The sequence below is a fragment of the Mucilaginibacter sp. Bleaf8 genome, assembly GCF_018390515.1.
Lineage (GTDB): Bacteria > Bacteroidota > Bacteroidia > Sphingobacteriales > Sphingobacteriaceae > Mucilaginibacter.
On sequence record NZ_JAHBBK010000006.1, the window covers coordinates 1 to 15,231 of the forward strand.

Here is a 15,231-nt window from a genome sequence, read left to right on the forward strand (position 1 = left end):
AAAACTTCGAAAATGCGCTGCTGATATCCAAGGGGCTGGCGAAAGACGGCTTGGCCAGCGCGGCCGGAACACCCAAAAAGCTTGCTGACCTTGCTTTATTTGTTTACTTAAACAACTCTAAGATGGTTGGATTACAAAAAATCGCAGCACCTCTTTTTAACTATCTTGCCAAGAGTGCCATTAAAAAAGGACGTTTAAAAGAACTCGAACTGAAGTACTGCGGAGAATAATAGGTGGCGAAGAAAACAGGCTACAGAACAGCAAGTAAATCCGGAATAAAGAGTTGGAATATACTGCTGCTCCGATAGATAGGAAGGTTTAGGTAAATGACTAAAGTTTAAACCTATATCCCAGTTTTAATGACATCACATTGGGCATATTGCCCTCGCTGTATCTGTCATACCTGATGCCTACATCAAGGCCATTATTTAAGGCTAAGCCTGCTGAAGGTGCATAAACGAAATTGATTCTGCCGTTCATGGCAAACGCGGCTCCTGCTTCTCCGCTTACATAAAACTGATTGCCAGCGTACAGTCTTAAACCTGTTTTTACAGGAATGAATCCTTTTCTTTCTCCCGTAATATCAACCACCCACTCACCTGATGACTGGATGACACGATATCCTGTATATCCTTTAAAATAATGCGTATAGCCACCGCTCACAAAAGCTTCCAAGTTACTCGTTAGGTTTTTATTCACGCTAACCTCGCCGCCGAGTACAAAGTCCTCAAAGGCGGTGGTGGTTAAACCCGGCGTAAGGGCTACACCTAAATGCCATCCGGAATTGGTACTATTCCTTTTATGAGTTGCCAGCTTTCGGGGGCCAAAGCCATAAGCCAGACGCAAAGCAACATCTTTAGTTACCGGGCTTTTCGTATAATCCTCATATTTGAGGCTCACATCCCAGCCATTGCGAAATGCCATACCCACAGATGGCGACCATAAAAACGATGTACCCCACTGCTCAAATGCAATACCTGCGCCAGCCTCCCCGCCAAGATAGAGTTGATTTCCTACAAAGTATTTAATACCAGCCTTTACAGGAATTACATTATACGGGCTACCATACTGCGAATAGTTTGCAAAATGATCCTTTTCAAAAAAATGCGTAAAACCTGCGGTCAGCGTTCCGGCAATCCGGTCATTAAAGTTCTTCTGCACACGAATATCGGCACCAAGCGTGTACCTGAAAGCTTTACTGGTAGCAACGCCCGGGTTAAGGCCAAGGCCAACCCGCCAGCTGCTTTGTGCAAAACAAGCAACAGAGAAAAATAAAAGGCTTGTAATAATCAAAAGTTGAGATTTAAACTTCATCTGTAATGTTTTTTACAAGCAAGACAGTAAACTGATGCGATACCCTTACAGCACTTTATATTATTTGCTGAGCCTTAGCCGGTAACCCAAGCGTAAGGCAAACTGCTTATATTGTGATTGCAGGCCGTAATCTTCAAACTTCACGCCAGCTTCCAGGCCACTACCAAAACTGAAGCCGGTTGAAACGCTGTACATAAGTGAACGGTAAGGTCTCAAATCAGTAACAACAGCGCCATTCGTTGGATCAAGATAAACAACATATTCTTCATTGGGTCCAAATGCAGCACCAATTTCACCTTGAATAAAAAGCCCTCTGGCCATCTTTAAACGGATACCTGCTTGTAAAGGAACAATATTAACCGGCTTAATATCGCTATCTGTTGCAATGTTTGTGTATCCTGTTGACAGTACACCAGTAAGGCCTGAGCCCAAATCACGCTGTAAAAAAAGTTCGCCACCAGATACAGACCGGTAAGGCTCATCCCAGCCTATCCCGCCTGTTGCAGCAACACCCAGGTACCAGACCTGCGATCGATCAATAGTCTTTTTTGCCGGTTTGAACACGCCGTTAAATGCAATACCAGCTTCCCAGCCAAGCCAGTCTCTTGTTTGCGTGGCTCCACGGTGTAGCATGTCAGGGTATTCAGGTGCATGGGTTACATTTTGGTACCCAGTGATATGCCATTGATGATTATACTTGTAATGATTGTAGGTAGGGCCTGCTACCAAGCTTAATTTGGGCGTAAGCTGTAGGTTAAGTAATAACTTTCCCTGCATCCATTGATTGTCCCACTGCGTATTGTTGGCCAAATGATAATCAGCCTCGGCCGACAGGTATACATTATCATTGAACATAAAATCGTGCCCAATGCCCAAACCAAATGCATAAAACTTGTGGTTTGCCGATATGTTAACGCTGGTTAAAAGGGCGCTGTAAAAAACATGTGTGCCGGTTTTTAGAGCTATGTTGGTGTTAGCTAAATTATTGGCCGAATAGGATACTTTATAGAAACCGTTGCGTGTAATGTTTAAGAGACCTATGCTGGCACCTTCTGAGGTATCGGCAACGTTTACCAAGCCTATTTGCACCCCCTTTAGGCGGCGGGTTTCATTATGTAGGGCACTGAGCTGCAAGCCGGATACCTGCGCCTCCGCTTTGTTAGTAAATACAGCGAGCTGAACGCCGCGTAGGGTGTCTAATGCCAGATTGTGTGCTCCGGCCAGTTGCAAGCCCGTCATATTGCCACCCACTAAGTTAAATACACCAGCCAACTGCAAATATTTTGAGTTTTCTTTATTGATATTAAACAAACCGCCAACCTCTAACCCGTTTACACCGGCGGTATACCCGCCAGCCAGGTTAAGCGAAAACTTATTTACAACCTGCGGGCTGAACATGCCGTGCGTGCTCAGCCCTGGTGTTATGGAAACCTGAAATGGTCGCTTAGCAAAGAAATCAGGAATATTAAGACTTTGGATTTTTTGCCTGGCAGAGATGAATAATCCCCCTAAGCCTGTTCTTTCTACACGATTGTAATTATTGCTGCCGTATTTATACTCCCAGGCTTTTGCTCTGCTGCTTATAGGTACCGATTGCAAAAAATTGACTGTGGTATCTTTGTAACTGAGCTTACAAACGGTAATACGAACAGGCTCGCTACTACCCCCTCTGAGCTTTAGCCGGAAATAGCCATGCTCATCAGTGAGGGTAGATACAAGCTGCTGCTTTTCATATACGCTTACATTCATTAGCCTTTCGCCGGTGCGCTCATCAGCCACCAGGCCACTTACAGAGTAACTGTTGTTTTCATCCGTAATATCTGTATTGATTAATGTAAAAAGCCGCAGTTGCGGCAAGATGATTAAATAGTTTTTTCGCTCTTCGTAAGTGTACCGATCATGAAAAAGCTTTATTAATACAGAGGAGATTTTTTCATTGTCTGCAGATAGGCTCACTACGCTATCTTTAGCCAGCAACTTGCCGTCGTAAGCAAAATAGAAGTGTGCTTGTCTGCTAATTTCGCTAAGTACATCAGCTACCCGCTTTTGATTGTAATGCAGGGTAACTGATTTATTTAAAATACCCTGTGCATTGGATTCAAAGACGGCTATAAACAAAAACCAAAGCAGCGCAGCTACTAATTTGGGAACATTGAATTTAGTGGAGTAAGGTTTAGTCATCAATTACCTGTTACTTCAAGATAGTAACACCATTTGCCTTCACTACCTTAATTTCGAAGGTTCGGCTAATGATATCTAAAATATCATCTAAAGATTCGTTTTTAAAAGTAGTATTCAGCGGCATGTTGTTTAGCTTAGGATTAGTGATAACTATATGGCTCGCATAAGCTTCATTCAGCACATTTACAAGTTGCCATAAAGGGGTGTCGTCCGCCACAAATTCATGGGTACGGTAATACTTGTATAATTGGTTGTTAGTATTGGATTTAACTAACGCGCCTCCCGATGATTCGATGCTTAACTTTTCCCGGGGTTTTAGCATAACCGTTTGCGTGCCTCTGCTTACGGCAACCATGCCAGATTCCACAATGATTTCTATCTTACCATTGTTGTTCTTAACATTAAAAGAGGTACCCAATACCTGCACCTGTATTTTTCCGGCATGCATAATGAATGGTTCATTAGCTATATGTGCTACATCAAAAAAAGCTTCCCCTTTACTCAATACAACTTCGCGCCGCTTGCCTTTAAATTGTTCGGGATACCGGAGTGTAGTTTCTTGGTTTAAAGTGACAACAGACCCATCTGACAGGGTATCGGCTTTTACCTCAAAGCGTGTAGTTGCCAGTTCAATTTGAGCCGCGGGCCGCTGCATCCAAAACCACCAGCTGCCACCGGCAAGTAAAAGCAGCGTAGCGGCTATTTTGAGCCAGGTATACAATGGCTTCAGGTGTGCTACATCAGCAGTATCCTGCTGCGGCTCTAATGCCTTTTGCTTAAACCTTTGCAAGGATGCTTGGGCATCCATCTGTTGGTTCAAACTACTGCTTTTACTTGCCTGCCAAATCAACTTGAACTGTTCCAAACGGCGCTGATTTTCAGCATCTGCTTTTAGCCATGTTTCTATTTCCTTTCGCTGCTCGGCAGTAGCTTCATCAAGTAAGTAAGAGATTAATATGTCGTCATGTATTTTCATAGTTTTAGCTTTGGTAATGGTATAGAGCGTTCAACAGAATCCAAAGAATAACCGGCAGGTAGTCTGCCAACTGTGCCCTGAGCTTTTTCAACGCCCGGCTCATCTGTGTTTCTACTGTTTTAACAGATAATCCAAGTTGCTGGGCTATTTCCGCGTATTTCAATTCTTCGAAACGGCTAAGCTGAAAGATGGTGCGGCACTGTTCTGGCAGCATGTTAATTGCCAGTTTCACTTTTAGCTCCAGTTCTTTGTATTGCAACGTGCTCAGGGCATTTTCAGCGTAGGGTTCTTCCTGTTGCATAGCGTGGGATGTATAAGCTTGTTTTACTTGTTGATGCTTTAAATAGTTAAGGCACTCATGGTAAACAGACCGGTACAGGTAGGCCTTTACAGAAGTATGGATCTGAACACCACCCTGTCTTTCCAAAATTTTCCAGAACGTCTGATGTACCATTTCTTCCGCAACAATCTCATCACCTACCATGGCATAGGCATACCGGTGCAAAGCATTGAAATAAACGAGGTATACCTCATCGAATTCCTCGGTGTTTGCTTTTAAATGCAGCACCATACCGTTTTGATAATGTTGATTGACAGGCAAGTTTGTAGTTTATAATTTGAGATGTATAATCAAGTATGGAGACAACACAACTGAGCCAGACCCCTACAATGACTGAAAAAAGATTCAGACAGTTATAAATCATCAAATAACAGGAATTTATTTGTACCCAGACAGTTGGTTACAAAGACATCGCGATGTGCTCCCGGGAGCTAGCACCATAGTTCTTTAAGCCAATGTTGCAGAAAACAGGTTTCGGGCAAATGTTTAAAGCATTGTCAACTTAATTAAAATCTTTAAAACTGACTGATTAGAATGATTTATTTCACCTTGCGCCAACTTTTATTTTAGCCAGTTCCATCGCCTTTTTCATGTCTGCAATACCATAGCCAAAAGGTAATTCAGGATGGCTGGCCCGATCGGCCGATTTACGAATTATCTCCATCAAATCCTTATTGGTTAATTGGGGATTGGCTTCCCATAAACAGGCCACTAATCCACACATAATCGGACTGGCGTAAGACGTACCACTTCTGTTTTCGGTCGTGCCCGAAGAATTTATTACAGCTGCATTTCCTCCCATAGCCATTACATCTGGTTTTATCCGCCCGTCAGCTGTCATTCCCCAAGATGTAAAATAGTTTTGCTTGCCATCACTATTGATTGACCCTGTAGTTAATACACTCGGTGAATCGGCGGGGGTACCAACCCATTTCTGTTCGTTTCCGGCGCAGTTCACAATAAATATCCCTTTTTTAAAAGCCATATTTGCGGCCTTGGTAGCAAGAGCAGTTTTGCCATCCATATCAGTAGCAGTATAACGCTTTATAAGACTTGAATAGCCGTCGCTATAGGTTAAGGAGGAATTGACCAAATCTACTCCTGCACTATCTGCAAATTCTATGGCACTTGTCCAGTAATCCTCTTCAACGGGAAATTCAGTGGCGCTGTCTTCTGTTCTTAGCAACCAGTAATTCGCTTCGGGTGCAGTACCAACGTAGCTTCCAGGTTTACTCACCGCCATACATGAGGTTACCCAAACGCCATGTGTATCGATGCTATAGGGATCCTCGTTCTCATACACAAAGGATTTTGCGCCTTTAATATGTACGTTGCTGAAAGCTGCATTGTCTCTTAAATGGATAAATCCGGCGTCAATAACAGCAATATCCATTCCGGCGCCTTTAAAACCTTGCTGATGCAGCGCTTCGCCTTTTACAGTATTAATGTTAAGCGCGGCTGCACCGTAATCAATAGATGTACCCAAATTGCCTGCACTTCCTGACTGAGGGCTATCTATATATTTAGGAACATTTAAATTCTGTTTCCTTTTGCCAAAGTACACCAATGCAACCTCCTTTACAAATGGCAAAGCTTTGTATTTATCAATTAGAAACTGATCCCGAACGTTCACACACACGGTGTTTAACCACTTACTTTTAGCAACAATTGTGCCTCCAACTTCGGTTATCGCTTTAAGATATTCTCTGGAGATCGGCAAGTCACTTACATCTATGGGGATATGTTGTTTGCGACGCCTCTCAATGGCTTTTTTAGAAAGAAAAGCCTCTGGGTTACCAATTGAATAATCAGATTTTCCCTTATCGGTTAAAACAAGCCTAAATTTATAGTCATTACCATCGGTAACAATTATTTTGCATTTAGCTTCGCCCTTTCCATTTAGTAATTTCCCAAAAACATAGGTAATCCCGGCGCCCTTAGGCCATACAACTCCTTCAGCAGTTACTTCTGCAATACGCGGATTGTCTACACGCCATTCCGCACTGTTTGATGTACCTTCAGGAAAGTTGTCAAGTATGATGGAAAGCCGAGTGCCCAGAAAGTCGTCATTTGCCAGAATAATACTATCCAAACTCATGCGAACAGAAGCGACTGGTTCTTTTGGTATTTCATTCTTTTTACAGGCTGATAAAAAAACAAGAGATGCGAAAAGCCCTGTAAGTAAGTATCGAGTATAAAACTGCATTTAAAAATATTTATTTAGAAACCATTTCTTAATGGATTTTCTGGGATATAAAATTAGGAATAATAGCCATACGCACAAATCAACAAGAATAGGGTGCCGCTGTCTGCCATTTCTCCGGCGTTCCGGTGAACGAGTGTGCCCCCTGGTTTAAATAATATTGCTACAAAATATGTCAAGCGTTATTGACCATAGAGTTTTTGTAAAATCTAAACTTATTCTGTTTACGGACTGTAGCATACGCATTTCAGTTATGAAAAACCGCAGTTAAGTTAATTGAGCCGCTTTGCCTTTGCCCACCTTTGTGATAACATTTAAAGATTATGAAAATAGTTATCACCGGATCTTTAGGGCATATTGGTAAGCCCTTAACCACCAACCTGATTCAGAATGGACATCAGGTAACCGTTATTACCAGCAAAGCCGAACGGCAGCCTGCGATTGAGTCTATGGGTGCTAAAGCAGCTGTAGGAACCTTTTTTGATCTCGAATTCCTGACTTCGACTTTTACCGGCGCCGATGTTGTTTACCTGATGGAGGCCTGGGAAGGCATCGGCAGTATTTTTGACAAGAACGTCGACTTTGTGGCAGCATTCAATCAAATAGGTAACAATTACAAAACAGCAGTGGAGCAATCTGGCGTTAAGCGGGTAGTGCACCTGAGCAGCATCGGCGCACATACCGATCAGGGCACTGGCAGCCTTTACCTGCATAACCAGGTGGAGGGTATATTAGGCGGGTTGCCTAACGATGTTTCTATCAAGTTTATCCGGCCCGTGGGTTTCTACAGCAATTTGTACCGAAATCTTGATGCTATCCGCAACCAGCATGCTATTGTATCCACTTACGGAGGCGACCAAAAGGAACCTTGGGTAGCCGCTGAAGATATTGCCGAAACCATTACTGAGGAAATGGAAAAGCCATTCGAAGGCAGAACCGTTCACTACGTGGTTAGCGACGAAGTATCACCAAATGAAATTGCACAAATTCTGGGCGAAGCCATCGGTGAGCCGGAACTCAAATGGATTGTAATTTCTCAAGAACAAATGCTGAGCGGCATGCTGGCTGCCGGGATGAATGAATGGATTGCGAACGGATTCATCGCCATGCAAGCCGCACAAGGAAGCGGATCATTGTATGAAGACCTGTACCGCCATAAACCAGCGTTCGGCAAAACGAAGTTCAGGGACTTTGCCAAAGAATTTGCACAAGTATATCATCAACAAATCAAATAATTTATGAAAAAAGCATTAATTACCGGTGCCAACAAGGGCATCGGCTTTGAAACCGCACGCCAATTGTTAAGCCATGGCTATTATGTTTATCTGGGCAGCCGGACGCTTGAAAACGGAAAAATAGCTCTGGAAAAGTTGAAAGCAGAAGGTTGGGATCAGGCAGAGGCCATTGAATTGAATGTCACCGACGACCTGTCTGTGCAAGCTGCCCGCGAAGCGATTGGCAGCAAAACAGACGTACTGGATGTGCTTATCAATAATGCCGGTATCAACGGTGGTTTTCCGCAGTCTTCTTTAGAAGCCGGTATTGAGCAATATAAAGAAGTATTCGATACCAATCTGTATGGTGTGGTACGCGTCAGCCAGGCCTTTATCGACCTTTTAATAAAATCACCCGAGCCGCGTATTGTCAATGTATCTTCCAGCGGTTGTTCGCTTACTTTGCACAGCGATCCTACCTGGAAGTACTACTCGCATAAAGCAGCGTTGTATGCATCCTCTAAGGCGGCATTGAACATGTACACCATTGATCTGGCCTATCAATTAAAAGATACCGATTTTAAAGTAAATGCAGTTTGTCCCGGCTTTGTGGCTACCGATTTTAATGAACATCGTGGTACAGGTACAGTGCAGGAAGGTGGCACCCGCATTGCCAAATACGCGATGATTGACCCTGACGGACCTACCGGAAAATTTATTTCAGAGGAGTATAACCCCGAAACAGGTGAAACGCCCTGGTAATTGATATAACAAACAAGTAACTTTAGCTGATGAAAAAGGAAGAAAATCTGATTTATAAATTAGAATCCTTAACCGACTTTCACCGGATGTTTGGGCTCATCGCGCCCAGGCATCCGCTGGTCAGTTTTGTTGATATCCAGCAAATGAAATTTGAGCCGGCAAATCTCCCAGGCGCCTTAATCATGGATTTCTATAAAATAGCCTTTAAAGCTGGTTTATGCGGCAAGGCCAGATATGGCCAAAACTATTATGATTTTGGCGAAGGGGGTTTGGTATTTACCTCACCGGGACAAGTGTTTGAAAGTCCGGATGGTTCTGCCACTTCCGGTTATATGTTACTTGTTCACCCCGATCTACTTTTGTCTTATCCTATCGCGAAGAAAATTAAGCAATATGGCTTCTTTTCTTATGCTGCAAACGAAGCCCTGCATCTATCCGAGCAGGAACGGGCCACCATCATGACCATCTTTAACATTATTGATGAAGAGTTAACCAGCCGCATTGATGATTTTAGCCAGGATGTAATTGTTTCGCAGGTTGAGCTATTGCTGAATTACAGCAACCGCTTTTATAAACGGCAGTTTATTACCCGCAAAGCAGTTAACAATAGCCAGTTACAGCAGTTGGAAGAGCTGCTTGATCAGTATTTTACAACCAATAAAGCCGTGATTCAGGGGATACCAACCGTTCAATACCTGGCAGAACAGCTGCACTTATCACCCAGCTATTTGAGCGATATGTTGCGGGCGCTGACCGGTGAGAATGCGCAACAATTGATACACCACAAATTGGTAGAAAAAGCAAAAGAAGCTCTGTCAACATCCAATCTATCGGTTGCTGAAGTGGCTTACCAATTAGGGTTCGAACATCCGCAATCACTTACCCGGTTGTTTAAAAGCAAGACAAAGATGTCGCCAGTAGATTTTCGGAAATCGTTTAATTAAAATCAATACCGGCTTCGCATAAAAGTCAGTTATATCACAGCCGAGGACCCGCACAATGTGATCATAGCAGACCATAGCTATGCCGGGGCTGTGATTGCAGGTATTGCGGACAGGATACCCGGATGTTTGTCTAAATTGGTTCCTGAATGCAATGCCCTGGGAAATGGGCAAAATGCCCTCGATGTAGTCAAGAAGATATCCGGCAATATCTTAATAAGGGCCGCTACAGACTTCGATAAAGGACTAAGTATGCCGCTTTTACCAGTTACCTTTTGGGGTTGATCCACTTTTGCCGGTATCAAATGGGTGAACGCCCCCGGTTGTACCCAAATAAGTTCTACTATATATGCCGGGCTAATACGAAGCGGCGAAGGTTTTATCATATAAACTAACCTTTCTGTTTTCAGCGACATAAAAAATCAGTTTACAGTTTTGTAACTGAATCAGAACAGGAAGATTGCTAAACTAAATCGATACGGTATTTGATAAAAACACATAAATGATCCAAAGCAGGTACACAAAATTGTCTCTTGAATGTTCAACAGAACGGTAATGGCTGTCAAAAACCATTATTCTTTTTTAGAACATGACATCAGTATCAGCCTACAGGATAGAAAATTTAGAGGAAGCCGATACGCCGCTTCTGGCCGTATATCCTGATATCGTAGTCAAGAACATCGGAAAATTGATCAGTTTCTTTCCTGACAAAAAACAGATACGCCCGCATGTTAAGACGCATAAGTGCCCGCAGGTGGTAAAATTGCTTATAGAGGCCGGTATTACAAAGTTTAAATGTGCTACAATTGCGGAAGCAGAGATGCTTGCGATTGCAGGTGCTGTTGATATATTATTAGCGTACCAGCCCATCGGCCCAAAAGTTTTCCGCTTCATTAAATTGATGACCACTTATCCGGATTGTTCCTTCTCTTGTTTGGTTGATAATGAAACGTCTGCTCAGCAAATTTCTAAAGCGGCTATCGAGTTTAATCTGATTGCAGGCGTTTGGATTGATCTGAATGTGGGCATGGACCGTACTGGTGTTTTGCCGGCGACTGAAGGCAAAAGGTTATTTCAATTCTGCGGCCATTTAGACGGTATTAAAATTGCCGGACTACACGCTTACGACGGCCATTTAACAGATCCGGACCCCGGCGTACGCCTGGCACAGGCAGACGAGGGCTTTGCGGCTGTAAGAAATTTAGCCAATGACCTGGTACTCGCCGGGTTTGACCTGCCCAATATTGTAGCCGGAAGCACGCCGACTATTCAATACTATGCTCAGCAACCGAATATAGAATGCAGTCCTGGCACTTTTATATACTGGGACCAGCACTACCAGCGTCAATTTCCTGAGTTGGCCTTTGAAAATGCCGCATTGGTCATCAGCCGGGTGATCTCTAAGCCAAATCCGGAAACAGTGTGCCTGGATTTGGGCTATAAAGCAGTCTCATCGGAAAGCAGCAAAGAGGAAAGGGTTGATTTTCCTGAACTATCAGATGCTCAGATTATTTCACAAAGTGAGGAACACCTTCTGGTCTTCTCCGGAGCCTCGGAGCTTCAGATAAGTGACGTTGTTTATGGGTTGCCTTACCATATTGGCCGCACCTGCAATCTGTATGAAGCATGTGCCATAATAAAAGATCATAAAATTGAGGAATACTGGCACCATACAGCCAGGAGTAGATGTATAAATCTCTAAGTCCAACGCTCGGCAAAGGCCATTCTATAAGGATTCAATGGCTACAAAGCATGAATTGATTACCAAGGTTGGTATTTACAGATTTAAAGAAGAGCTGAATAACATAACTACACTGACCGGCTTCAAAGATTTTCATGTGCAAGCCGCTGCCGAAATTATCGAAGAAAGATATCTCTCTGATTCTGTTCAATTTCAGGACAGTTGACGGGTTAAATCATCATTCCGCTTTCTGTCTTTAATAGTCACTGCAAGAAACAATGATTGGCATACTGTTGGTTAACCCTGCTTTTCCAGGTGTGTTAAAGCGGTGATCTTACGGATAACCTGATCCAGCTTTTCAGTCGCATCTTCCAGATAATTAAGCAAAGCACCCATATCTTCCTCCGAAGGATTGTTCTTCAGCATGTTGGTGATAGACATAATATTGGTAAGGGGAGCCCTAACGAGATGGGATTGTGTCCAGGAAATATCCGTAAAGGCTTTATTTTGCTTCTCAATGGTGTTCAGGTGGTTCTGGCGCTCGGAGATATCACGCTCGGTGATACAAACCCCAATGACAGTACTTTCGTGATATACTGGTGTTAGTGTGAGGTGCGACCAGTATTTAGAGCCGTCTCCTGAATCAAAGGCCCTGTCATACTCAACCACTTCACCTTCGCTCACCTGCCTTAAATACCGGCCGAATGTTTCCCTTCGGTGTGGCTGCAGGTAGCATAACAGGCTATCGCCGGTTTTAAGCGTTTGCCCAAGAAATCTGTTTAAATATTTTTTTGCCCGGCTGTTAAATGCTTTTACATGATAAGTAGCATCCAGCAGCACGAAAGATTCTATGGAACTTTCAAAGATGGCTCTCAGGTTAAACTCTGATTCTTTGATCTTAATTTGCGCCAGTTTATGCGCGGTTACATCCCGTAATGCACCTACCATCCGGGTTGCTTTTCCGTTCACATCCCGTACAATCCAAGCCCGGTCTGTTACATGGGCATAAGCACCGTCCGCTTTGCGGTAGCGGTATTCGTCCGCCCAGTTAGATACCAAACCTTCAGCAGCCTCCGTAATACTTTTTATTACCCGGCTAGCGTCTTCCGGATGTATAGCTTCCTGCCACGCGTCAATGTGAGGCTTGTTTGAAGCCTGGTCATATCCAAAAATACTTTGGTAATTCTCTCCCCAAAACAAGCTGTTGTGCGTCAAATCCCAGTCCCAGATGGCATCGAATGTAGCTTTGCTTACATAGCGATATCGTAAGTTACTTTCTTCAGCTTCCCGGGTTTTCAAGGCCAATTCCTCGTTGAGTAATTTGAGGTTTTGCTCATACTGATAATGCTGTGTAACGTCCTCAAAAACCCAAAGCACGCCATTCATGCTGCCGGTCTTTACCCTGCGAAACTGGATGTTAATCGCTGTAATGACCGGCTCTTCATAAAGCCACAGCCAGTCCTGTACCTTTTTGTCAGCAAATGCCGCAATGGCTTTTTCTTCAATTTCCTGCTGGTTGGTAGCTTTACTGCGCAATTTGGACATAGCCTCGTGTATTAAGGCCGCATCATTGGTTCCGGGAGGTAACCGGAGTAACTGTGCTGCATTTTCATTGATCCAGCAATAACCACCGTGGTCTTCTAAAAATACGATACTGTGTGGTAACGATTTAAGAATGCCGTTAAACCTGATCTTGAGCTGATCATGCTTGCGTTTTGCATGATAGTCATTATGCAGGCTGTTTATAGCGTGCTGGCAAAACTTCAGGAATTCGAGGTGTTCGGAATTAAATGAATAATCTGCGTTATAAGCTATCACATAGCATGCGGTATGATGAGTAGTTTTTACAGGCAGGATATAGCAAGCCTGTACCTCGTTCGCCATTGATCCGGCAAGTATTTTTTTGAGACTATTAACGGCCTTTCCGGCTTCCTGTACCTTTAGCAATGCCCCGATACTTTCCGGACTAAAAATCAAGGTCTGCTCAACGGCCATCCGATGGCTACTCATTGATGTGGCGAACAACGTATTTTTTTCAAGCCAAAACACCTGCGTTGCCTTTGTATAAATAAGCAGGTTCAGCAAGCAGCTGTTAACCGGGCCGTTTGCAGTTGCCTCCGGCTTATCTTTTTGAACGGCTTCCAGAAAGTCAAACCCTTGCCTTAACCAATTTGTATGTTCCACGCTTTGCTACTTGATGAATTCCCGAATTGCTTTTATGATCTCCTGAGGTGCACTCATATGCGGAAAGTGTCCTTCTGCATCTACTGTTACCAGGCGGCTATTTCTAATATGCTGGTTAAGATAGATGGAAACCTCTTCAGGCACAACGGTATCCGTCTGGGATCGGATCAGCAGCACCTCTCGATTTACCTGAGGTAATATACTGCGAAAGTCTGATTCGAAAATAGACTTTGCCACTTGCAGCGCAGTGTCTGGTCTTAAAGCACTTAAGCTTTTCGAAAAGCTGGCTGCAAGATCAGGGTTGTGATGATTGGCCATGGCAAGTTTGGAAAATCCGCTTGCCCACTGCAGATAGCCGTCTGTCATTTGCGTATAAAGAGACTCCAGATCCTGCTTGCTAAACCCACCGCAGTACCCGGCATCATTCAAATATCTGGGTGAAGCACCGATTAAGATAAGCTTGGAAAACACATCATGCGCACTAATCGAAGACAACAGACCAATCATTGCGCTAACAGAATGGCCTACAAATATGGCATTACGTAAATTCAATGTATTGGCAATCTCTAAAAGATCTAACGCATAGCCTTGCAGAGAGCGGTATTTAGCAGGAGAGTAAGATAACGGGGCCGCCTGACCCGCACCGGCATTGTCAAATAAAACGAGCCTATAACTGCTTTCAAAAGCGGGCTTAACGCCCCTCCAGGCTGTCTGATCTGAACCAAATCCGTGTGCAAAAACGATCGTTTCAGGTCTTTCTATGTTCCCTTCTACATGTACGTTATTTCTTCTCAATATATCATTACTCATTTGAAGCACCTGCTAATATTTTCGTAATTATTAAGTTTGTTGGCCAAATGGGCTTTCTTTTCCCTTCCTGACGATTTGGTGTAGCAATTCCCTATAGTTTAAAGATATTGGAACCATTATCCAAATTCATGGAAAGAATACCAATATGGATTGACCAAAGGCACTTGTCGCCTTTTCGATAAACAATTATTTTGCCTGGTAAAGTAATATTTTACGGTGATAAGCTGGCATATGTTTTACAGTGGTCATGATAAGGTTATTTCTAAGTTTTTTTGATCAGGTACTTATGGGCACAAGGTATAATCTTTTCCTGACTATATCTGTGTTTAGCTGCTATGGAGGCTTTATTTGTCCAAACTGTGAAAACTTTTCCCCTTTGCACCCACCCTCTTAGCTGACTTAGCATAACGGCTTATAGAATAGTTATGCCGTACGCCTGATAATTACTTTATAGACAACTTTCGATACCTATTAAGATAGTTCGGATCTTATTAGTAAATAGTTGTAAATCTATGGCATATTCTACTTTTAACAATAAGTACTCAATGAATTGATAACCCTTTCGTAAGTACTTCCGTTTAAATGCTTAGACTGTGGTACCTTTCTTGTAAAAATAATTAAGAGC

13 protein-coding genes are annotated in these 15,231 nt (G+C 43.3%); 6 read left to right on the forward strand and 7 right to left on the reverse strand.

Annotation, left to right across the window (positions count from 1 at the left end):
* On the forward strand, nt 1-230 hold a 230-nt coding region (locus tag KHS38_RS19920; RefSeq protein ID WP_213490331.1), incomplete at its 5' end, for a hypothetical protein.
* Between the two features lie 100 nt (nt 231-330).
* On the opposite strand, the gene KHS38_RS19925 is transcribed toward KHS38_RS19920, so the two are convergent.
* The 5 genes from KHS38_RS19925 to KHS38_RS19945 all read right to left on the reverse strand — a co-directional run bounded on the left by KHS38_RS19925 (nt 331) and on the right by KHS38_RS19945 (nt 7,017).
* Nucleotides 331-1,314, reverse strand: a complete 984-nt coding sequence (locus tag KHS38_RS19925; protein ID WP_213490332.1) for a hypothetical protein — start codon at nt 1,312-1,314, stop codon at nt 331-333.
* A gap of 60 nt (nt 1,315-1,374) precedes the next feature.
* Entirely contained in the window at nt 1,375-3,495 is a 2,121-nt protein-coding gene (locus KHS38_RS19930; protein WP_213490333.1) for a peptidase associated/transthyretin-like domain-containing protein, read from the reverse strand.
* A gap of 10 nt (nt 3,496-3,505) precedes the next feature.
* Entirely contained in the window at nt 3,506-4,471 is a 966-nt protein-coding gene (locus KHS38_RS19935) for a FecR domain-containing protein (protein ID WP_213490334.1), read from the reverse strand.
* A 4-nt stretch (nt 4,472-4,475) separates the two neighbouring features.
* On the reverse strand, nt 4,476-5,072 hold the full coding sequence (locus KHS38_RS19940) for an RNA polymerase sigma-70 factor (protein WP_249665499.1): 597 nt from the start codon (nt 5,070-5,072) through the stop codon (nt 4,476-4,478).
* Between the two features lie 283 nt (nt 5,073-5,355).
* On the reverse strand, nt 5,356-7,017 hold the full coding sequence (locus KHS38_RS19945; RefSeq protein WP_213490335.1) for a S8 family serine peptidase: 1,662 nt from the start codon (nt 7,015-7,017) through the stop codon (nt 5,356-5,358).
* A 320-nt stretch (nt 7,018-7,337) separates the two neighbouring features.
* Here KHS38_RS19945 and KHS38_RS19950 point away from each other — a divergent pair, with 320 nt between their 5' ends.
* From KHS38_RS19950 to KHS38_RS19970, 5 genes are all read left to right on the forward strand, one after another.
* Complete coding sequence (locus tag KHS38_RS19950) at nt 7,338-8,249, forward strand: NAD(P)H-binding protein (RefSeq protein WP_213490336.1); 912 nt, start codon at nt 7,338-7,340, stop codon at nt 8,247-8,249.
* 3 nt (nt 8,250-8,252) lie between these two features.
* Nucleotides 8,253-8,990, forward strand: a complete 738-nt coding sequence (locus KHS38_RS19955) for an SDR family oxidoreductase (RefSeq protein ID WP_213490337.1) — start codon at nt 8,253-8,255, stop codon at nt 8,988-8,990.
* Between the two features lie 29 nt (nt 8,991-9,019).
* Nucleotides 9,020-9,934, forward strand: a complete 915-nt coding sequence (locus KHS38_RS19960; RefSeq protein ID WP_213490338.1) for a helix-turn-helix domain-containing protein — start codon at nt 9,020-9,022, stop codon at nt 9,932-9,934.
* A gap of 586 nt (nt 9,935-10,520) precedes the next feature.
* On the forward strand, nt 10,521-11,633 hold the full coding sequence (locus tag KHS38_RS19965; RefSeq protein ID WP_213490339.1) for a D-TA family PLP-dependent enzyme: 1,113 nt from the start codon (nt 10,521-10,523) through the stop codon (nt 11,631-11,633).
* Between the two features lie 37 nt (nt 11,634-11,670).
* The gene (locus KHS38_RS19970) at nt 11,671-11,838 is read left to right on the forward strand and encodes a hypothetical protein (protein WP_213490340.1); all 168 of its coding nucleotides are present in this window, start codon (nt 11,671-11,673) and stop codon (nt 11,836-11,838) included.
* Nucleotides 11,839-11,909: 71 nt separating this feature from the next.
* Here KHS38_RS19970 and KHS38_RS22495 read toward each other — a convergent pair whose 3' ends face one another.
* Together KHS38_RS22495 and KHS38_RS19980 are read right to left on the reverse strand one after the other, a co-directional pair.
* On the reverse strand, nt 11,910-13,796 hold the full coding sequence (locus tag KHS38_RS22495; protein ID WP_213490341.1) for a PAS domain-containing protein: 1,887 nt from the start codon (nt 13,794-13,796) through the stop codon (nt 11,910-11,912).
* Between the two features lie 6 nt (nt 13,797-13,802).
* Nucleotides 13,803-14,606 carry an alpha/beta fold hydrolase gene (locus KHS38_RS19980; RefSeq protein WP_213490342.1) on the reverse strand — a complete coding sequence of 268 codons (804 nt, stop codon included), beginning with the start codon at nt 14,604-14,606 and terminating at the stop codon, nt 13,803-13,805.
* Between the last annotated feature and the right edge of the window lie 625 nt (nt 14,607-15,231).